The sequence below is a fragment of the Microbacterium sp. BH-3-3-3 genome (assembly GCF_007679045.1).
Taxonomy (GTDB): Bacteria; Actinomycetota; Actinomycetes; order Actinomycetales; family Microbacteriaceae; genus Microbacterium; species Microbacterium algihabitans.
Map to the genome: position 1 here is coordinate 37,691 of NZ_VEFS01000006.1, position 19,405 is coordinate 57,095.

Here is a 19,405-nt window from a genome sequence, read left to right on the forward strand (position 1 = left end):
TGACGTGAGGTCTCGGCATCCGGGATCTTCGTCTCCGGATGCCGGCGGCTCAGGACGCGCGCGGGCTGTCGACCAGCAGAAGGCTCTGGCGGGTGTCGGCGAATTTCACGAAGCCGTCGCCGAAGAGGTAGGTGAGGCCGTAGCCGTCGACGCCGCGTCCGTTGAGCCAGTCGGGGTTCTCGGTGACGTACGTGCCGTCGGAGTCCTTCTCGACCTTCCAGCCCGCCGCGGTGAGATCGCTCACGGCCTGGGCGGCAGTCGAGTCGTCGATGGGCGCCCAGCCGAAGATCTGCACGCGGTCGGACGCGATGCTCTGGTCGCCCCACTTGCACTGGATGCCGCCGTCGAGCGGCGTCGCGCCGACGCGGAACTGATCCTCCTGCGATGTCCACCCGACGCTCGTGAAGTTGTCGACCAGAGACTTCGGAATGATGTTCTCGCAGGTCGGCGCGATCGAGGGTTCGTCTTCGGGCTCCGGTGAGTCGGTGGGCGCGCTGCCGTCGACAGCCGGTCCGCTCGCAGTGGCGGCGACGCTGGGCGCGGTTTCGGGGGCGCCGGATGCCGAGCACCCCGCCAGAGCGAGGGCGGTGACGACGGCCAGGGCGGTGATCGCCGCGGCGTGCGGTGCGCGGCGGGTCATCGGGCGTCGTCCTCGTGCAGCAGGTCGAGGAAGGCGTCGTGCAGCACACCGTTGGTCGCCAGCGACGACTCGGCGTCGAGGCGGTCGGACCCGTCGAACGCGCTGAAGCTCCCGCCGGCCTCGCGCACGATCGGGGCGATCGCGGCGATGTCGTACTCCTTGACGCCGAACTCCGCGACGAGCTCGAGACGCCCCTCGGCGAGCCACATGTAGGGGAGGGCGTCGCCGTACCCGCGATCACGCCACACCGCTCGCGAGAGCTTCTCGAGGGTGGGGAGGAGGTCGACGTCGTCCCACTGCTCGATGCTCTGGAAGCTGATGCTCGAGGCCGAGACGTCGTCGATCGCCGAGACGTGGATGCGGCGGGTCTCGCCGGTCGTCGTCGTGGTCCAGGCGCCGTGACCGGTGGCGGCCCACCAGCGGCGGCCGAGGGCCGGCTGGCTGACGACGCCGACCTGCGGCACACCGTCGACCGTGAGGGCGATGAGGGTCGCCCAGACGGGGATTCCGCGCATGTAGTTGTGCGTGCCGTCGATCGGGTCGATCACCCAGCGGCGCGCGGTATCGCCCGAGGTGCCGTACTCCTCGCCGAGGACGGAGTCGGCGGGGCGCTCGCTGTCGAGGATCTGGCGGATCGCGCGCTCGGTCGCGAGGTCGGCCTCGGTCACGTGCGTGCGGTCCGGCTTGGTGTCGATGCGCAGGTCGGACGCGTCGAATCGCTGCATCGCCACCGCATCGGCGGCGTCGGCGAGGCGGAGGGCCAGGGCGAGGTCGTCGGCGAAAGCTTCGGTGGGGGTGCTGTCGGGGGAGGACGCGGCGGGCTGATCAGAGCGGGACACGGCCCCAGGATAACCGGCGATGCTGAGCCGATTTGGTGTGCTCGCGTCACGCCTGGTAACGTCATTCCTCGGCGCGGGGAGCGAAACTCCGGCCGAAAAATACGCACCTCTAGCTCAATCGGCAGAGCAACTGACTCTTAATCAGTGGGTTCTGGGTTCAAGTCCCAGGGGGTGCACCACCTGGATCCCCGGTTTCTCCGAGCACTTCGGAGGGCCGGGGATTTTCTCGTTTCACGGCGTGGGTGGGCACGACAGCGCAACCCCTCCCACCTCGCCCTCTGCGCTGGTAGCTTCGGCGACCGGGGGGCAGAGAAGAGGCACGTTGTGCACGAATCCGAGCCCATTAGCTGGAGCAGCATCTCAGGACTGACGGACCGCGAGCGACAGCTCGGCCGGTTCATGTTCGGCGATGTCGACCTGCGCGGCATCGCGTTGGTCGGTGTCACGGTCAATGGGGAGCACCTCCCCGACATCGTTCATGGCCAGGTCCGGCGGTCTGAGCGCCGCGCCAGCTAGCACGTCGAACGCCCCCGGCGTCCCTTCCCCAGGGGCGCCGGGGTCGTTTCGTCTTTCCAGGGCGGTAAATGGCCTCCTCTCAGCACAATGGCTCGCGGGGCCTTTCTCGCCTCGAATGGCGAGGGTGCAAGGGGGGCCACATGTGGGGAATGCCGAAACCGCCACCTCAGGCGACGTGGAAGAAAGTCGAAGACGACTTCGTCCTCGGCGCGTGCACCTATCGATTGTTCGGTTTCATGTCGCGCGGGGCGGACGGTATTTGGACCGCCTGACGACGATCCGAACCCCTCGGATCGTTCGCCGATCAGCGTGACGGAATGGCCGTGCTCTGGGCTCACCACGAACCCGTGCATCTCGCAGCGTGTGCCGCGGTCAGAGCGCCGAACTGGCGAGCGCCGCAGCTGAGAAAGCGCGCCGGCGAAGTGCTCCCCACGAACGCCCCGCTCGAGTCCTAGCCCACTGCCGGCTTCCGCGTCGTGGCGTGGTTGGTCCGCGAACCGCCCTCGGTCGCCCGGCGCTGACCACTCCGACGATCCCAATCGAGGGACTTGTACTGGAGGAAGGTGCATAGGTTGCTCGCGATGACGAGCTCCGCGGCCAGGCTCGCGATGTCGTGTACGGACAGCGTGAGATCGGTCGGCTGCTCGGTGACCGTCAGCTCCCAGGTCGGATCGTCGTACCCCCGCGGCCTCATGTAGATGGACGGTGACGCGTTTCGCAGGTTCAGGATGACCAGACCGGTGTCGTCTACGCCGTTGTCCTCTTGCGGTGGGATGGTGATCTTCCCGGCGATGCAGTGTTCCTGCTCCTCGAACTCACGGACCCACGCTTCGAGCTGAGCTCGCGAGCGTCGTGGCGGGGACTCTTCGATAGATGCATCGGTCACGCTGCGAGCATACGGCTGACCGGTTCGTCGGCGTCGGCCACGTAGTGTCCCTCGTGCGGTGTCCCCGAACAACCCCGGCCCCATCCGCAGCGTCGCCCCCTAGCGTTCATGGCATGGCGCACTCTATACAGCGAGTACACGTCACCGTCGACGGGGTGACGCACGCGCTTGCGCCGCTCGAGAACGCTGACGATCTGCGACGCCAGATCCTCTCGGCGGTTCACGCGCAGGGTGGGTTCCTCACCGTCACCGCAGATGACGGACGGAAGATGAGCATCCTCGTCACCCCCGCGACGTCGGCGACGATCGCGGTGGAGACCGTGCATCTGAGCTCCGCCTCTGCGGAGCCGCAACGCGTCGACCGGCCGACGCCGCGGACGCACGACGAAGACGACATGCCCTTCGACCTGATCTGAGGATGAACCCTCGTCGAGGACCGGCCACCGTCGTGATCGGGTGACTCCGTCGACGGACCGCCTGCGTCGTCCTCGACCGTGCGGTCGCGGGTTTTCACCCGCTCTCCCGGGGCCGTCGCACGGACGGGCCCACGTGCCTGAGCGTGGTCGAATGTCGCGCATCGCCGCGGCGGCTCGGACGAATCGTTCACCGCGCCGCGGCATCCGGATATCCGTGGAGAGGACCACCGTGGACGATCTCATCCTCGCGGCGTTGCGCGACAACTCCCGGGCGAGCGCCGCCGCCATCGCCCGACAGCTCGGCCTCGCCCCCTCGACCGTCAAGCGTCGCATCGAGGCGCTGAACTCCGAGGGGACGATCACGCGATTCACGATCGAGACCGCCACGCGGCCTCTCGACGCGCGGGCGATCGTGGAGGTGTATTGCCGGGGGAATGCGAGCGTCTCCGAACTGAGGGAGATCGTCGCCGAGCTCCCGCACGTCTCCCTCGCCGTCACCGTGGCGGGGGCCGCCGACGCGGTGATCGTGGTCGAAGGGGCGACGAGCGCGCAGGTCTCGTCGACGATCGAGACGCTCCGCATGTCACCCCGCATCGAGCGCACGCGCACCTCGATGGTGTTCCAAGACCTGCTGACATGACGAGGAGGCGATGCGCCCGGGGACCAGTACCCGGACGCACCGCCTCCGCTCACCTCACGCGCGCTGTCGCGCCCGTCGGCGGACCAGCAGCATCAGACCGCCGCCGACCAGGACGGCGACCGCGGCCCCGACGACCGCGGCGATCGGCGTCACCTGAGCGCCCGTGTGCGCCAGGCTCTGACCGCTGCCCGTTGCGCCCGGCGTGGCCGGTGCGCTCGCGGCGTGCGCGCGGAAGGATGGGGCCATGGCCGACGACGAGATGTGGGACGTGACCGACATTCAGGGCACGCCCACGGGCACCCTCCACCGACGCGGTGACGGCCCGGTGCCGGCCGGGTCGTTCCACATCGTGGCATCCGTCTGCCTGGTGTCGTCGACCGGCCGGGTGCTGATGAGTCGACGGGCCGAGGGCAAGGACTACCCGCTCGCGTGGGAGTTCCCGGCCGGGAGCGCCCTGCGCGGAGAGACGAGCCGGACCGGCGCGGTGCGCGAGCTCGCCGAAGAGACCGGGATGCAGGTCGCCCGCGACGACCTCGTGCTGGTCGGGCGGGTGATCGAGGAGCGGGCGCTTTTCGACCTGTGGGTCGCGCGCGTCGACGGGGAGCCCGTGCCGGTGCCGGATCCGGAAGAAGTGCTGGAGTCGGAGTGGGTCACTCTCGACGTCGTGCGGCATCGGTGGGAGAACGGCGGGTTCGCGACACCGTGGAACGCGCGCTTCGAACAGCTCTGGGAGACGCTGCAGGAGCGGGTGGCCGACATGGGCAAACGCACCGCCCGCTGAACCGAGAGCACGGGCGGAGCCCGATGTCGGACCCCCGTGCCACCATGTCGCCATGCCGATCGAGAACGCCTCGCCCGCCACGTACGTCACCCATGACCTCGCGGTCGAAGAGGGGGCCCTGCGCGTCGGGGAATGGCATCCGGATGCCGAGGGCACCCCGTGGCTGCTCGTGCACGGCGTCACCGCGTCGCACCTGGCGTGGGCATGGGTCGCGCAACAGACCGCGGCACGGTTGATCGCCCCCGATCTGCGCGGGCGGGGCCGCAGCGCAGCCTCGACGCGACGGACCGGGCTGGCGCAGCACGCCGACGACCTGGCCGCGGTGCTCGACGCCCTCGGGGTCGAGAAGGTGGTCGTCGTGGGGCACTCGATGGGGGCATTCATCTCGACGGTGTTCGGCGACCGACACCCCGACCGGGTGGAGCGGATCGTGCTCGTCGACGGCGGCCTGCCCCTGGCCTTGCCGCCTGGAATGGACCCGCGCGCGGCCGTGCGCCACGTGCTCGGTCCGACGGCGGCGCGGCTCGACATGCGGTTCGAGAGCGTGGGCGCGTACCGCGACTTCTGGCGCGCGCACCCGGCGTTCGTCGGGCGCGAAGACCCGCTGCTCGACGCCTACTTCGCCTACGACCTGGTCGGGGAGCCACCCGCGCTCCGCCCGGCGACGACGTTCGCCACGGTCGAAGCCGACTCCATCGATCAGAACGCCGGCGAGGCGATCGCCGGAGCCCTCGAACGACTGCGCCGCCCGACTCGGCTGATCGCGGCCGAGCGGGGACTGTTCGGCGAGGTGCCCCCGCTGTATCCCGACCCCGACGGCATCCGCGCGCGATTCCCGCAACTCGCAGCGACGCGCCGAGTGCCGGATGTCGATCACTACTCGATCGTCATGTCGGCACCCGGCGCGCGGGCCGTGGTGCGAGAGGTGCTCGCGGGGGAGTGATGTCGTTACGCGGCGTCTCCGACCAGCACGGCGGCACCATCGTCGGCGGCGTCGGGGTGCGAGCCGTCGACGTGGGCCAGCAGGCGGCGGCCGAACAGGATGCAGGCGGCGGCGATGAACACCGATGCCGCGGCCATGAAGTACGGTACGTCGGCGCCGTACGCGTGCCACAGCCACGCCGCGAGCGGCGGAGCGACGGCGCCGCCGAGGAAGCGGACGGCGGAGTAGGCCGACGACGCGACCGAGCGCGGCAGGTCGGTGGCCTCCATGACGGCCTCGGTGAGGGCGGTGTTGACCACACCCAGCACCAGACCACCCACGATGATGCAGACGACGAGAGCCGTCGCGGAGGCCACCGTGAACGCGGCGACCACAAGGTCGATCGCGAGCAGGGGGAGGGCGATCAGCAGCACGGTGGTCAGCCGCAGCCGACGCAGCAGCAGGGGCGCCACCCACACGCTCGTGATCGCCAGGCCCACACCCCAGCCGAAGAAGGTGAGGCCGATGCCCATGGCTCCGAAACCGAGGGGGAACGGCGAGAACGCCAGCAGGGTGAAGAAGCCGATGTTGTAGAACAGCGCGGTCGCCGCGAGGATCGCGAGGGCCGGACGACCCAGCGCACGGAAGGGGGCGCTGAAGGGCAGGGGCGTGCGCTCGGGCTTGGGTCCGCGGAGCAGCACCGCCACCGCGATGAACGCGATCGCCATGAGCACGACGACGCCGAAGAACGGCCCGCGCCAGCTGACCTCACCGAGAACGCCGCCCAGCAGCGGACCCACGGCGATGCCGAGGCCCAGCGCGGCCTCGTACAGGATGATGGCCGACGACGTGCCGCCCGAGGCTGCTCCGACGATGGTCGCGAGAGCCGTCGAGATGAACAGGGCGTTGCCCAGACCCCACCCGGCGCGGAAGCCGATGACGGCGTCGACGCTGCCGCTCAGCGCGCAGAACAGCGCGAAGACGACGATCAGGCCGAGGCCGACCAGCAGGGTGGCCTTCGCGCCGATGCGGCTCGAGATCCAGCTGGTGATGAGCATCGCGAGGCCGGTCACGACGAGGTAGCTCGTGAAGAGCAGTTCGGTCTGCACCGGGCTCGCCTGCAGCGAGTCAGCGATCGCGGGGAGGATCGGATCGACGAGCCCGATGCCCATGAACGCCACGACCGACGCGAAGGCGACCGCCCAGACTTGTGCGGGCTGTTTCCAGACGCTGGGGGCCTCATCGGCCGGGTTAGCTGCGGTACCGGCGTTCACCGGACCACCTCCCTTTCTTCTTCGGAACGACGTGCGGCGCCGCGCGAGGCGGGCGCGTCGTCGTTCGGGTTCTCGGTGAAATCGTTCGACCCGACGGGCACCATCCCGACCTGGCGCGACAGGGCCGAGGCCGACGTGCGCACGGCCTCCCACTCCGCGTCGGACAGGTCGGCCACGTGCGGCGCGAGAGCGGAGCGGAAGAGCTCGTACCACCGCTCGAGGGCGTCGAGACCGTCCTCCGTCGCCGCCACCACGCTGACGCGGGAGTCGGCCGGATGACTGCGGCGCGAGACGAGCCCCGCGGCATCCATCTGCCGGATCAGTCGGGTCATGCCCGGCTGCGTGACACGGCTGAGCGTCGCGAGGTCGCCCAGGCGCTGCGGGCCGTGGTCGCGCAGCAGGGTCAGCGTGCGCCACTGCGCCGCCGGCGCATCGGAGTTCGTGTCGAGAGCGGCCACACGCGTGAGCGCGTGCACCGCGAGCAGCAGGCGCTGCAGGTCGTCGTCACGGGTCATATCCAGAAGTATACCCCCGTTATATACCGTGGGTATCTAAATGGGGGATGCCGCGTGCGGCGGCGGTCTCGCGCGCCGCGGCTACCGCGCGGCGATCCGCGTCGACAGCTGGTGGGCGTGCGCCAGAAGGATCCGCCCGAGTTCGGCGAGTCGCTCACCGCCGAAGCGGAACTCGACCCCGGTCAGGCTCAGCGCCCACTGCGGGTCGCCGGTGCGCGTGAAGACGGCGGCGCCCACGCCCCAGCTGCCCTCGACGATCAGGCCGGGGTTCACCGCGTAGCCCCGGGCCTGCGTGTCGGCGATGCGCGTGCGCAGTCGAGAGGGGGAGTGGGAGGCTCCCCACCGCTCGACGAGTTCCGGGTGGCGCTCGAGGTAGGCATCCACATCCTGAGGTGGGAGGAACGCGAGGATCGCCAGCCCCGCCGATGCGACGCCGAGGGGGAACCTCACGCCCTCAGAAAGCACGAACGAGCGGATGGGGAAGCTGCCGTCCTCGCGCACGAGGCAGACGGTCTCGTCGCCGCGCCGCACCGAGAGGAAGGCGCTCTCCTCGGTGCGCACGGCGAGCGAGCGCACGATGTCGCGCGCGGTCGCCGTGATGTCGAAGCGGGATGCCGCGACGCTGCCCATCAGGTAGAGCTCGGGCCCCGGGAGCCAGTGCCCGGTCGCATCGTCGCGGTCGACGAGACCTTCGACGCGGAGGGCGCTGAGCAGGCGATGAGCGGTCGGGCGAGTCAGGTCGGCGTCGTGGGCGAGGTCTGCGACCGAGGCGCCGGTGTCACCGGCCGCCGTCACCAGGCGCAGCAGGTGCGCCGCGCGCGCGATGGCCTGCGCTCCGGGAACGGGGGTCCCCGCCCTCCGCGCAGATCCGTGCGCGGCGTGGGGGATGCCCGTCGCGCTGACGTCGACCTTTTGCCTCGGTGTGTCCACGATGTGGACGCTACGCCTCGCGGCATCCACATCACAAGAAGCGACTCGCGACCGCATCCGGTCGCACCGCAAGGTGGAGGGACGCCGCTACGAAGGAGTTCGCGTGATCGACAAGACCGTCGCCTCAGCCGCCGAGGCCGTCGCCGACATCCCCGACGGGGCGTCTCTCGCCGTCGGCGGGTTCGGCCTCTCGGGCAACCCCATCGCCTTGATCGAGGCGCTGCTCGCCCAGGGGACCCGCGACCTCTCGGTCGTGTCGAACAACTGCGGCGTCGACGACTGGGGGCTCGGCATTCTGCTCGGGGCCGGTCGCATCCGCAAGATGACCTCGTCGTACGTCGGCGAGAACAAGGAGTTCGAGCGGCAGTTCCTCTCCGGCGAACTCGAACTCGAGCTCACCCCGCAGGGCACCCTCGCCGAGAAGCTGCGGGCCGGCGGGTCGGGCATCGCAGCCTTCTACACGCAGACCGGTGTGGGCACGCAGGTCGCCGAGGGCGGCCTGCCGCGTCGCTACGACGGCGCCGGCGGCATCGCCGTGGCATCCCCGGTCAAAGACGTGCGCACCTTCGACGTGAACGGCGAGCAACGCGAGTTCGTGCTCGAAGAAGCCATCGCCACCGACTTCTCGCTCGTGCACGCCTACACGGGCGACCGCCACGGCAACCTCGTCTTCCGCAAGGCCGCGCGCGCCTTCAACCCCCTCGCCGCGATGGCCGGACGCACCTGCATCGTGCAGGTGGAGCACCTCGTCGAACCCGGAGAGCTCGACCCAGATGCCGTGCACCTGCCCGGCGTCTACGTGCACCGCATCGTCGAGGTCGGGCCCGACATCCCGAAGCGCATCGAGAAGCGCACTGTTCGGGAGGGGGAGCAGTGATCACGCGGAGCTGCGGGCCCCGGTCCCTTCGACAGGCTCAGGGACCTCGCTCGCGTGGCGCCCGGTCCCTTCGACAGGCTCAGGGACCTCGCGATCAGGGACCCGGCATCGCACCGCGCACGACCGTCACGGAGGAGAACTGACATGCCCCTGTCCCGCACCGAGATGGCCGCCCGCGCCGCTCGCGAGCTCGCCGACGGCGCCTACGTCAACCTCGGCATCGGCCTGCCCACCCTCGTGCCGAACTACGTGCCCGACGGGGTGACGGTCGTGCTGCAGTCCGAGAACGGCATCCTCGGCGTCGGTCCCTATCCGACCGAAGACGCGGTGGATGCCGACCTCATCAACGCCGGCAAAGAGACCGTGACCACCCTCCCGGGGTCGGCGTTCTTCGACTCGGCCCTGAGCTTCGGGATGATCCGCGGCGGCAAGATCGACGCCGCCATCCTCGGGGCGATGCAGGTGTCGGCATCCGGAGACCTGGCCAACTGGATGATCCCCGGAAAGATGGTGAAGGGCCCCGGCGGGGCGATGGATCTCGTCCACGGCGCCGCCCGCGTGATCGTGCTGATGGAGCACGTCGCCCGAGACGGCTCGCCGAAGATCGTCGACGAGTGCTCGCTGCCGCTCACCGGCCGCGGCGTCGTCGACCGCATCATCACCGACCTCGCCGTCATCGATGTGGCGGAGGATGGCCTTGTGCTCGTCGAGCTCGCCCCCGGGGTGAGCGTTGATGAGGTGCGGGCCGCAACCGAACCCGCCTTGACCGTCCGGCTCGCTGAGGAGCAGCACGCATGAGCGCACAGAACGACGTCGTCATCGTCGCCGCCGCCCGCACCCCGCAGGGCCGCCTGAAGGGGCAGCTCGCCCCGCTCACCGCCGTGCAGCTGGGCGCTGCCGCCATCCGCGGGGCGCTCGAGCGCGGCGGTATTCCGGCCGATGCCGTCGACGCCGTGCTCGTGGGGCAGGTGCTGCAGGCCGGAGCGGGGCAGAACGCCGCGCGCCAGGCGGCGATCGAAGCGGGCATCGGGTGGGACGTGCACAGCGCCACCATCAACAAGGTCTGCCTGTCGGGCCTCACCGCGATCATCGACGCCGCGCGCATGCTGCGCCTCGGCGATGCGACGGTGGTCGTCGCCGCGGGCATGGAGTCGATGACCCGCGCCCCGCACCTGTTGATGAACTCGCGCGACGGCTACGCCTACGGTTCCGTCGAGGTGCTCGACCACATGGCGTACGACGGCCTCACCGACGCCTACGACCGCGAGAGCATGGGCGCCTCGACCGAGCGCGCGAACGCTCGATACGAGGTCACCCGCGAAGCCCAGGACACCGTGGCCGCACGCTCCCACCAGCGTGCCGCCGCAGCGCAAGCCGAGGGCGTCTTCGACGCCGAGATCGTGCCGGTGTCGATCCCGCAGCGAAAGGGCGCCCTTCGACAGGCTCAGGGACCGGTCGTCGTCACCGCCGATGAGGGCATCCGCGCCGACACGACGGTCGAGACGCTCGCCAAGCTGCGTCCCGCCTTCGCGGAGGGCGGCTCGATCACCGCGGGCAACGCCTCGCAGATCTCCGACGGCGCCTCGGCGGTGGTCGTCACCACCCGTGCGATCGCCGACGAGCGCGGCTGGGACGTGCTCGCCGTGGTCGGAGCGTCCGGTCAGGTCGCCGGCCCCGACAACTCCCTGCACGCCCAGCCCGCCCGCGCGATCGCGAAGGCGCTCGAGAAGCAGGGCATCGCGGCATCCGACCTCGACCTCATCGAGATCAACGAGGCCTTCGGGGCCGTGGTCGCGCGGTCGCAGGCCGAGCTCGGCGTCTCCGACGAGGTCGTCAACCCGCACGGTGGCGGCATCGCGATCGGTCACCCCATCGGCGCTTCGGGCAACCGGCTCGTCGTCCACGCGGTGCACGAGCTGGTGCGTCGCGGCGGCGGCACGGCCGCGGTGGCGCTGTGCGGAGGCGGCGGTCAGGGCGACGCGCTGATCCTCACCCGCTAGGGCCAGGCCGAAACGAACGGATGCCGCGACCTCGAGGCCGCGGCATCCGGAAACCGATGGTGGTGAGCGCTCAGCGCGCGAGGCGCTTCTTCAGCAGCTTCGCCTGCTTCTTCTGGACGGGGGAGTCGCCGGCGATCGTGCGGCCACGGCGTGCGCGACGGGTGTCGACCACCGCGCCGACGGCGAGGGCGAGGGTGATTCCCCAGCTGAGCCACGCCAGCGCAGTGCGCCACGTGAACGGCTCGTCGTTCTTGAGGCCGCGCAAGAGCGTGACGCCGCCGGTGATGGCGCTGAGGAGACCGGTTCCGAAGATGTACTGCCGCATGCGCCCAACCTATCGAGCAGGTCGATCCGCTGCCGCACCTTGACAGGACGAGCATCGGCCGATGGAACGGACATATCGCATCCCGTCCACCCCCGTGCGCGGATCGGGCCCGCTGTTAGCCTGAGGACGATCCCCCGAGGAGGACCTGTGACCCAGGCCGATTTCGTCGTCGTCGCCAACCGTCTGCCCGTCGATCGCACCCCCGACGGCGAGGGGTGGAGACGCTCACCGGGCGGTCTCGTCACCGCTCTCGAACCCGTCATGCGCAGCGCCGAGGGCGCGTGGGTGGGGTGGGCCGGGCAGGCCGACGTCACCGTTGAGCCCTTCGACTTCGACGGCACCCATCTCGTTCCGGTGACCCTGTCGGCCAGCGACGTGCAGTTGTACTACGAGGGCTTCTCGAACGACACGATCTGGCCGCTGTACCACGACGTGATCGCCGAGCCCACGTACAAGCGCGCCTGGTGGGACGCCTACGTTAAGGTCAACCAGCGCTTCGCCCAGGCCGCCGCCGACGTGACCGCCGACAGCGGCATCGTGTGGGTGCAGGACTACCAGCTGCAGCTGGTGCCGAAGATGCTCCGCGAGATGCGCCCCGACCTCACGATCGGCTACTTCCACCACATCCCGTTCCCCGCGTACGGGCTGTACGCGCAGCTCCCGTGGCGCAAGCAGGTGCTCGAGGGGCTGCTCGGCGCCGACGTGATCGGTTTCCAGCGGGTGGCGGATGCCGGCAACTTCGCCCGCGCGGTGCGCCGTCAGCTGCGCTACGAGACCAAGGCCAGCGGCATCCTCGTTCCGGATGCCGAGGGCGGCACCCGCGTCGCGCTGGCGAAGGCGTTCCCGATCTCGATCGACGCCGAGTCGTACATCGAGCTCGCGCAGAAGCCCGAGATCCAGCAGCGCGCGAAGGAGATCCGCGAGGGACTCGGAAACCCGCGCAAGATCCTGCTCGGCGTCGACCGCCTCGACTACACCAAGGGCATCCGCCACCGCCTGAAGGCCTGGGGCGAGCTGCTCGAGGACGGACGAGCGAGCGTCGAAGACGCGACCCTCGTGCAGGTCGCCAGCCCCAGCCGCGAACGCGTCGAAGCGTACGTGCAGCTGCGCGACGAGATCGAGATGACCGTCGGTCGCATCAACGGCGACTACGACACGACCACGCACACCGCGATTCGCTACCTGCACCAGTCGTATCCGCGCGAAGAGATGGTCGCCCTCTTCCTCGCCGCCGACGTCATGCTCGTCACCGCCCTGCGCGACGGCATGAACCTCGTGGCGAAGGAGTACGTGGCCAGTCGCATCGACAACCGCGGCGTGCTCGTGCTGAGCGAGTTCGCCGGTGCCGCCGACGAGATGGGCAGTGCGTTGCTCATCAACCCGCACGACATCGACGGTCTGAAAGACCAGATCATGCGGGCGATCGACATGCCCGCCGCCGAGCAGGGGCGTCGCATGCGGGCGCTGCGCAAGCGCGTGCGCGACCACGATGTCGAGGACTGGTCGCAGGACTTCCTCGAGGCGCTCTCGGTGTTCCACGAGAAGTCGTCGCGCGCCGCCGCCGAACAGATCACCCGCGACGACGACGGGTCGACGCCCGAGCGCGAGCCCATCGACGAGACGGACGCCGGATGACCGCCGCACTCGCGAGCGCCCCGAGTGCAAGCAGGGGGGTGGATGCCGCGTGACCGCCGCCGACGCCACGATCGAGGCGGTCGCCACGACCGACACCCTGCTGATCGCGCTCGACTTCGACGGCACCCTCTCGCCGCTGGTCGACGAGCCGATGTCGGCGCGGATGACTCCGGGTGCCCGTGCGGCGCTCGATTCCCTGGCCGCCCTGCCGCGCACCACTGTCGCGCTCGTGTCGGGCCGCACGCTCGCCGACCTGCGCGAGATCGCCGAGCACGACGACTCGTCGCCGTGGTGGCTCATGGGATCGCACGGCGCGGAGTCGTGGGAGCCCGGCACGGGCGCGGGGGAGTCGAGCGACGACTCCGACGATCTCGCCCTGCGCGACAGGCTGACCGCCGAGATCCGTGACGCCGTCGCCGACCTGGCGGGGGTGCGCGTGGAGCCGAAGCAGTTCGGTCTCGGCATCCACACCCGCACCGCGGATGCCGCGGCCTCGACCGCCGCGCAGCAGCGGGCCGACGAGCTGCTCGCCGCCGAGGCGCCCTCGTGGCGGCGTCGCACCGGGCACGACATCCTCGAGTTCTCGTTCCGCCACGAGGGCAAGGACTCCGCCGTCGCGCACCTGCGCGAACGCGTCGTCGCGACCTCGGTGCTCTTCGCGGGCGACGACGTCACCGACGAAGACGCCCTCGGCTCGCTCGGCCCGGGCGACCTCGGCGTGCGCATCGGCGGGGGAGAGACCGCCGCGACGCTGCGGGTGCCCGACATCGACGCGTTCGTCGAGGTGCTCGAGAACGTGGCACGCCTGCGCCGAGCCCACATCTCGTAGACCGATGGTCCGCGCACCCGCGGACGCCGATTAATCGAGCGTTCACGGGTCTGCGGAGCATCGGGTGTCGTACCCGCGCAATAGACTTCGAGAATGCCCGCACCGCAGAATCCGAACACCGGCGAATTCGACATCAAGCCCCGCAGTCGCGTCGTCACCGATGGCATCGAAGCCACCACGTCGCGCGGAATGCTCCGCGCCGTCGGCATGGGTGACGAGGACTGGGACAAGCCCCAGATCGGCATCGCGTCGAGCTGGAACGAGATCACCCCCTGCAACCTCAGCCTCGACCGCCTCGCGCAGGGCGCGAAAGAGGGCGTGCACGCCGGCGGCGGCTACCCGCTGCAGTTCGGCACCATCTCCGTCTCCGACGGCATCTCGATGGGCCACGAGGGCATGCACTTCTCGCTCGTGTCGCGCGAGGTCATCGCCGACAGCGTCGAGACCGTCATGATGGCCGAGCGCCTCGACGGCTCCGTGCTGCTCGCGGGCTGCGACAAGTCGATCCCCGGCATGCTCATGGCATCTGCGCGCCTCGACCTCTCGAGCGTCTTCCTCTACGCCGGCTCCATCGCCCCGGGCTGGGTCAAGCTCAGCGACGGCACCGAGAAAGACGTCACGATCATCGACTCGTTCGAGGCCGTGGGTGCGTGCCTCGCGGGCAAGATGAGCGAGGCCGACCTCAAGCGCATCGAGTGCGCGATCGCCCCCGGTGAGGGCGCGTGCGGTGGCATGTACACCGCCAACACCATGGCATCCGTCGCCGAGGCCCTCGGCCTCAGCCTCCCCGGCTCCGCCGCCCCGCCCTCGGCCGACCGCCGCCGCGACTACTTCGCGCACCGCTCGGGCGAGGCCGTGGTCAACCTGCTGCGTCAGGGCATCACCACGCGCGACATCCTCACCAAAGAGGCGTTCGAGAACGCCATCGCCCTCGCCATGGCGCTCGGCGGCTCGACCAACGTCGTGCTGCACCTGCTCGCCATCGCGAACGAGGCCGAGGTCGAGCTGAACCTGCACGACTTCAACCGCATCGGCGACAAGACGCCCCACGTGGCCGACATGAAGCCCTTCGGCCAGTACGTGATGAACGACGTCGACCGCCACGGCGGCATCCCGGTGATCATGAAGGCCATGCTCGACGAGGGCCTGCTGCACGGTGACGCACTCACCGTCACGGGCAAGACCCTCGCCGAGAACCTCGCCGACCTGAACCCCGACCCGGTCGACGGCAAGGTCATCCACTCGTTCAACGACCCGATCCACGCCACCGGCGGCATCACGATCCTGCACGGATCGATGGCCCCCGAGGGGGCCGTCGTCAAGTCGGCCGGCTTCGACGGAAACGTCTTCGAGGGTCCGGCCCGCGTGTTCGAGCGCGAGCGCGGGGCGATGGACGCCCTCGAGGCGGGCGAGATCGCCGCCGGCGACGTCGTGGTCATCCGCTACGAGGGCCCCAAGGGCGGCCCCGGCATGCGCGAGATGCTCGCGATCACCGCGGCCATCAAGGGCGCGGGCCTCGGAAAAGATGTACTACTGTTGACGGACGGACGATTCTCAGGCGGCACAACCGGCCTGTGCATCGGCCACATAGCTCCCGAAGCGGTGGACGCAGGTCCCATCGCCTTCGTGCGCGATGGTGATCTGATACGGGTCGATATCGCCGCTCGCACTCTCGACTTGATCGTCGATGACGCCGAGCTGAGTTCCCGCCGTGAAGGCTGGGAACCGCTTCCCCCGCGCTATACCCGTGGCGTTCTGGCCAAGTACTCCAAGCTCGTGCACTCCGCCGCCGAGGGCGCTGTCACGGGCTGACGGCCGTCCCCCTTCTCACCTTTCTCCCGGTTCTCGAGGTACTCCCATGTCCATCGATTCCTCCACGGCAGCCATTCCCCGGCCGCCCGCCCGCGCCGCTGCCGCGCCCGTGATGACGGGTGCGCAGGCGGTCGTCCGCTCGCTCGACCTGCTCGGCGTCACCGACGTGTTCGGTCTGCCGGGCGGGGCGATCATGCCCGTCTACGACCCGCTCATGGACGACGAGCACGTGCGCCACATCCTCGTGCGGCACGAGCAGGGCGCCGGCCACGCGGCCGAGGGCTACGCCGCCGCCTCGGGCAAGGTCGGCGTCGCCATTGCGACGTCGGGCCCCGGTGCGACCAACCTCGTCACCGCGATCGCCGACGCCTACATGGACTCGGTGCCGCTGGTCTGCATCACCGGCCAGGTGTTCTCCACCCTCATGGGAACAGACGCCTTCCAGGAGGCCGACATCGTCGGCATCACCATGCCGATCACCAAGCACTCGTTCTTGGTGAAGTCGGCCGACGAGATCCCCGGCGCGATCGCGGCGGCCTTCGAGATCGCCTCGACCGGGCGCCCCGGCCCCGTGCTCGTCGACATCACGAAGGACGCCCAGCAGGCCGAAGCGCCGTTCGTGTGGCCGCCCAAGATCGAGCTGCCCGGCTACCGGCCGGTCACCAAGGCACACGGCAAGCAGATCCAGGCCGCGGCCCAGCTGCTCGCCACCGCGAAGAAGCCCGTGCTGTACGTGGGCGGCGGCACGATCCGCGCCAACGCCGCGGCCGAGCTGAAGGTGCTGGCCGAGGCGACCGGTGCCCCGGTGGTCACGACGCTCATGGCGCGCGGGGCGTTCCCCGACTCGCACGAGCAGCACCTCGGCATGCCGGGCATGCATGGCACCGTGCCCGCGGTGCTCGCCCTGCAGGAGAGCGACCTGCTCGTCTCGCTCGGTGCCCGTTTCGACGACCGCGTGACCGGCAAGGCGGCGCTGTTCGCCCCGAACGCGCAGGTGGTGCACGTCGACATCGACCCCGCCGAGATCTCGAAGATCCGCACGGCCGACGTGCCGATCGTGGGCGACCTGAAGGACGTGCTCGTCGACCTCGACGCCGCCTTCCGCGCCGCCGACGCCGAGAACCCGCACGACTACACCGAGTGGTGGACTTACCTGAACGGCCTCCGCGAGGAGTTCCCGCTCGGGTACACGCCGACCACCGACGGGCTGCTCTCGCCGCAGTACGTGATCCAGCGCATCGGCGAGATGACCGGTCCCGAGGGCGTCTACGCTTCGGGCGTGGGCCAGCACCAGATGTGGGCGGCGCAGTTCATCAAGTACGAGCGCCCCAACGCGTGGCTCAACTCGGGCGGCGCCGGCACCATGGGCTACGCCGTTCCGGCGGCCATGGGCGCCAAGGTGGCCCAGCCCGACCGCGCCGTCTGGGCGATCGACGGCGACGGCTGCTTCCAGATGACCAACCAGGAGCTCGCGACCTGCGTCATCAACGACATCCCGATCAAGGTCGCGATCATCAACAACTCCTCGCTGGGCATGGTGCGCCAGTGGCAGACGCTGTTCTTCGACGGCCGCCACTCCAATACCGACCTGAACACGGGACACGGCACGCGTCGCATCCCCGACTTTGTGAAGCTCGCCGAGGCTTACGGATGCCTGGCGATCCGCGTCGAGAAGGAAGACGAGATCGACGCGGCGATCCAGCTCGCCCTCGACACGAACGACCGCCCGGTCGTGATCGACTTCGTCGTGAGCGCCGACGCGATGGTGTGGCCGATGGTGCCGCAGGGCGTCAGCAACAGCTACGTCCAGTACGCGCGCGACCACTCGCCCGCCTTCAACGAGCAGGAGGACTGAGATGTCTCGTCACGTTCTGAGCCTCCTCGTCGAGGACAAGCCGGGTCTGCTGACCCGCGTCGCGGGCCTGTTCGCCCGTCGCGGCTTCAACATCGAGTCGCTCGCCGTGGGCGTCACCGAGGTGCCGGGCCTGTCGCGCATCACGGTCGTCGTCGACGTCGAAGGTCTGCCGCTCGAGCAGGTGACCAAGCAGCTGAACAAGCTCATCAACGTCATCAAGATCGTCGAGCTCGACGCCGCCAGCTCCGTGCAGCGCGAGCACGTGCTCGTGAAGGTGCGCGCCGACAACGCGAGCCGCTCCAACGTGCTCGAGGTCGTCAACCTCTTCCGCGCGTCGGTCGTCGACTACGCCCCCGACGCCATCGTGATCGAGATCACCGGCGACTCGGGCAAGGTCGCCGCCTTCCTGAAGGCGATCGAGCCGTTCGGCGTGAAGGAGCTCGCGCAGTCGGGCCTGCTCGCCGTCGGCCGCGGCGGCAAGAGCATCACCGAGCGCGTCCTGCGCGGCTGAACCCGTCGGTCCCTGAGCCTGTCGAAGGGCCCGACACCCCGAACCCGTCGGTCCCTGAGCCTGTCGAAGGGCCCGACACCCCGAACTTCACACCTCCCACAAACCCCCGGTCCCTTCGACAAGCTCGGGGACCTCACACAAGGAGAAACATCCTCATGGCAGAGATCTTCTACGACGACGACGCCGACCTCTCGATCATCCAGGGCAAGAAGGTCGCGATCGTCGGCTACGGCTCGCAGGGTCACGCCCACGCGCAGAACCTGCGCGACTCGGGTGTCCAGGTCGTCATCGCGCTCAAGGACGGCTCCAAGTCGGCCGCCAAGGCGCAGGAAGACGGCTTCGAGGTCAAGAACGTCGCGGATGCCGCGGAGTGGGCCGACCTCATCATGATCCTGGCGCCCGACCAGCACCAGCGCTCGATCTTCGCCGACTCGATCAAGGACAAGCTCACCGAGGGCAAGACGCTCGCCTTCGCGCACGGCTTCAACATCCGCTTCGGCTACATCGACGCCCCCGAGGGTGTCGACGTGATCCTCGTCGCCCCCAAGGCCCCCGGTCACACCGTGCGTCGCGAGTACGTCGCGGGCCGCGGCATCCCTGACATCATCGCCGTCGAGAGCGACGCCTCGGGCTCGGCCTGGGACACCGCTCTCTCGTACGCGAAGGCCATCGGCGGCACCCGCGCCGGTGTCATCAAGACGACCTTCACCGAAGAGACCGAGACCGACCTGTTCGGCGAGCAGGCCGTGCTCTGCGGTGGCATGAGCCACCTCGTGCAGGCCGGCTTCGAGACCCTCGTCGAGGCGGGCTACCAGCCGCAGATCGCGTACTTCGAGGTGCTGCACGAGCTCAAGCTCATCGTCGACCTCATGTGGGAGGGCGGCATCGCCAAGCAGCGCTGGTCGATCTCCGACACGGCCGAGTACGGCGACTACGTCTCGGGCCCGCGCGTGATCTCGTCCGACGTCAAGGCCAGCATGAAGGCCGTGCTCAGCGACATCCAGTCGGGTGCCTTCGCCGAGCGCTTCATCGCCGATCAGGACAAGGGCGCCCCCGAGTTCCTCGAGCTCCGCGAGAAGGAGCAGGGTCACCCCATCGAGGCGACCGGCAAGGAGCTGCGCGGGCTCTTCGCGTGGAAGCAGCAGGACACCGACTACGTCGAGGGCTCCGCAGCGCGCTGAGTCTCGTCGTCTCGAATGCCC

21 protein-coding genes and 1 tRNA gene are annotated in these 19,405 nt (G+C 69.7%); 14 read left to right on the forward strand and 8 right to left on the reverse strand.

Annotation, left to right across the window (positions count from 1 at the left end):
• Positions 1-49 precede the first annotated feature (49 nt).
• Together FS769_RS14930 and FS769_RS14935 are read right to left on the reverse strand one after the other, a co-directional pair.
• Positions 50-640 (reverse strand): hypothetical protein, encoded by a 591-nt coding sequence (locus tag FS769_RS14930; protein WP_144834786.1) that lies wholly within the window; start codon positions 638-640, stop codon positions 50-52.
• On the reverse strand, positions 637-1,479 hold the full coding sequence (locus tag FS769_RS14935) for an inositol monophosphatase family protein (protein WP_144834788.1): 843 nt from the start codon (positions 1,477-1,479) through the stop codon (positions 637-639). Before FS769_RS14935 ends, FS769_RS14930 begins: the two co-directional genes overlap by 4 nt.
• Before the next feature lie 103 nt (positions 1,480-1,582).
• Between FS769_RS14935 and FS769_RS14940 the strand changes: the two genes are divergently transcribed.
• Positions 1,583-1,658, forward strand: a tRNA-Lys gene (locus tag FS769_RS14940).
• Positions 1,659-2,446: 788 nt separating this feature from the next.
• Here FS769_RS14940 and FS769_RS14945 read toward each other — a convergent pair.
• Positions 2,447-2,881, reverse strand: a complete 435-nt coding sequence (locus FS769_RS14945; RefSeq protein ID WP_144834790.1) for a hypothetical protein — start codon at positions 2,879-2,881, stop codon at positions 2,447-2,449.
• 113 nt (positions 2,882-2,994) lie between these two features.
• Here FS769_RS14945 and FS769_RS14950 point away from each other — a divergent pair, with 113 nt between their 5' ends.
• Both FS769_RS14950 and FS769_RS14955 read left to right on the forward strand, forming a co-directional pair.
• Complete coding sequence (locus FS769_RS14950; protein WP_144834792.1) at positions 2,995-3,297, forward strand: hypothetical protein; 303 nt, start codon at positions 2,995-2,997, stop codon at positions 3,295-3,297.
• Between the two features lie 229 nt (positions 3,298-3,526).
• Positions 3,527-3,937 carry an Lrp/AsnC family transcriptional regulator gene (locus FS769_RS14955; RefSeq protein ID WP_186325576.1) on the forward strand — a complete coding sequence of 137 codons (411 nt, stop codon included), beginning with the start codon at positions 3,527-3,529 and terminating at the stop codon, positions 3,935-3,937.
• A 54-nt stretch (positions 3,938-3,991) separates the two neighbouring features.
• Here FS769_RS14955 and FS769_RS14960 read toward each other — a convergent pair whose 3' ends face one another.
• Complete coding sequence (locus FS769_RS14960) at positions 3,992-4,183, reverse strand: LPXTG cell wall anchor domain-containing protein (protein WP_186325577.1); 192 nt, start codon at positions 4,181-4,183, stop codon at positions 3,992-3,994.
• Between FS769_RS14960 and FS769_RS14965 the strand changes: the two genes are divergently transcribed.
• Both FS769_RS14965 and FS769_RS14970 read left to right on the forward strand, forming a co-directional pair.
• Positions 4,182-4,718 carry an NUDIX domain-containing protein gene (locus FS769_RS14965; RefSeq protein ID WP_144834798.1) on the forward strand — a complete coding sequence of 179 codons (537 nt, stop codon included), beginning with the start codon at positions 4,182-4,184 and terminating at the stop codon, positions 4,716-4,718. The two genes, FS769_RS14960 and FS769_RS14965, sit on opposite strands and share 2 nt — an antisense overlap.
• 52 nt (positions 4,719-4,770) lie before the next feature.
• Positions 4,771-5,661: an alpha/beta fold hydrolase gene (locus FS769_RS14970; protein ID WP_144834800.1), complete on the forward strand. Its 891-nt coding sequence runs from the start codon at positions 4,771-4,773 to the stop codon at positions 5,659-5,661.
• A gap of 5 nt (positions 5,662-5,666) precedes the next feature.
• Here the strand turns inward: FS769_RS14970 and FS769_RS14975 are convergent, their stop codons facing one another.
• From FS769_RS14975 to FS769_RS14985, 3 genes are all read right to left on the reverse strand, one after another.
• On the reverse strand, positions 5,667-6,914 hold the full coding sequence (locus tag FS769_RS14975; protein ID WP_144834802.1) for an MFS transporter: 1,248 nt from the start codon (positions 6,912-6,914) through the stop codon (positions 5,667-5,669).
• A complete protein-coding gene (locus FS769_RS14980) occupies positions 6,911-7,429 on the reverse strand; it encodes a MarR family winged helix-turn-helix transcriptional regulator (protein ID WP_144834804.1) in 519 nt (172 codons plus the stop codon). The genes FS769_RS14975 and FS769_RS14980 overlap by 4 nt, the downstream gene beginning before the upstream one ends.
• 81 nt (positions 7,430-7,510) lie before the next feature.
• The gene (locus FS769_RS14985) at positions 7,511-8,317 is read right to left on the reverse strand and encodes an IclR family transcriptional regulator (protein WP_260979787.1); all 807 of its coding nucleotides are present in this window, start codon (positions 8,315-8,317) and stop codon (positions 7,511-7,513) included.
• 145 nt (positions 8,318-8,462) lie between these two features.
• On the opposite strand from FS769_RS14985, the gene FS769_RS14990 reads away from it, so the two are divergent.
• The 3 genes from FS769_RS14990 (at position 8,463) to FS769_RS15000 (ending at position 11,236) form a co-directional block, all read left to right on the forward strand.
• A complete protein-coding gene (locus FS769_RS14990; protein WP_144834808.1) occupies positions 8,463-9,236 on the forward strand; it encodes a CoA transferase subunit A in 774 nt (257 codons plus the stop codon).
• Between the two features lie 144 nt (positions 9,237-9,380).
• Complete coding sequence (locus FS769_RS14995) at positions 9,381-10,034, forward strand: CoA transferase subunit B (protein WP_186325578.1); 654 nt, start codon at positions 9,381-9,383, stop codon at positions 10,032-10,034.
• Positions 10,031-11,236 (forward strand): acetyl-CoA C-acetyltransferase, encoded by a 1,206-nt coding sequence (locus tag FS769_RS15000; protein WP_144834810.1) that lies wholly within the window; start codon positions 10,031-10,033, stop codon positions 11,234-11,236. Before FS769_RS14995 ends, FS769_RS15000 begins: the two co-directional genes overlap by 4 nt.
• Before the next feature lie 70 nt (positions 11,237-11,306).
• Here FS769_RS15000 and FS769_RS15005 read toward each other — a convergent pair whose 3' ends face one another.
• Positions 11,307-11,561 (reverse strand): protein BatD, encoded by a 255-nt coding sequence (locus tag FS769_RS15005; protein ID WP_144834812.1) that lies wholly within the window; start codon positions 11,559-11,561, stop codon positions 11,307-11,309.
• A 147-nt stretch (positions 11,562-11,708) separates the two neighbouring features.
• Here FS769_RS15005 and otsA point away from each other — a divergent pair, with 147 nt between their 5' ends.
• The 6 genes from otsA to ilvC all read left to right on the forward strand — a co-directional run bounded on the left by otsA (position 11,709) and on the right by ilvC (position 19,384).
• Positions 11,709-13,196 carry an alpha,alpha-trehalose-phosphate synthase (UDP-forming) gene (otsA, locus tag FS769_RS15010; RefSeq protein WP_230704776.1) on the forward strand — a complete coding sequence of 496 codons (1,488 nt, stop codon included), beginning with the start codon at positions 11,709-11,711 and terminating at the stop codon, positions 13,194-13,196.
• A 49-nt stretch (positions 13,197-13,245) separates the two neighbouring features.
• Positions 13,246-14,025 carry a trehalose-phosphatase gene (gene otsB / locus FS769_RS15015; protein WP_144834814.1) on the forward strand — a complete coding sequence of 260 codons (780 nt, stop codon included), beginning with the start codon at positions 13,246-13,248 and terminating at the stop codon, positions 14,023-14,025.
• 93 nt (positions 14,026-14,118) lie between these two features.
• Positions 14,119-15,837, forward strand: coding sequence for a dihydroxy-acid dehydratase (ilvD, locus tag FS769_RS15020; protein ID WP_144834816.1), 1,719 nt, complete (start codon positions 14,119-14,121; stop codon positions 15,835-15,837).
• Positions 15,838-15,883: 46 nt separating this feature from the next.
• On the forward strand, positions 15,884-17,692 hold the full coding sequence (locus FS769_RS15025) for an acetolactate synthase large subunit (RefSeq protein WP_144834818.1): 1,809 nt from the start codon (positions 15,884-15,886) through the stop codon (positions 17,690-17,692).
• A 1-nt stretch (position 17,693) separates the two neighbouring features.
• Positions 17,694-18,203 (forward strand): acetolactate synthase small subunit, encoded by a 510-nt coding sequence (ilvN, locus tag FS769_RS15030; protein ID WP_144834820.1) that lies wholly within the window; start codon positions 17,694-17,696, stop codon positions 18,201-18,203.
• Between the two features lie 155 nt (positions 18,204-18,358).
• Positions 18,359-19,384 (forward strand): ketol-acid reductoisomerase, encoded by a 1,026-nt coding sequence (gene ilvC / locus FS769_RS15035; protein ID WP_144834822.1) that lies wholly within the window; start codon positions 18,359-18,361, stop codon positions 19,382-19,384.
• The last annotated feature ends 21 nt before the right edge of the window (positions 19,385-19,405 follow it).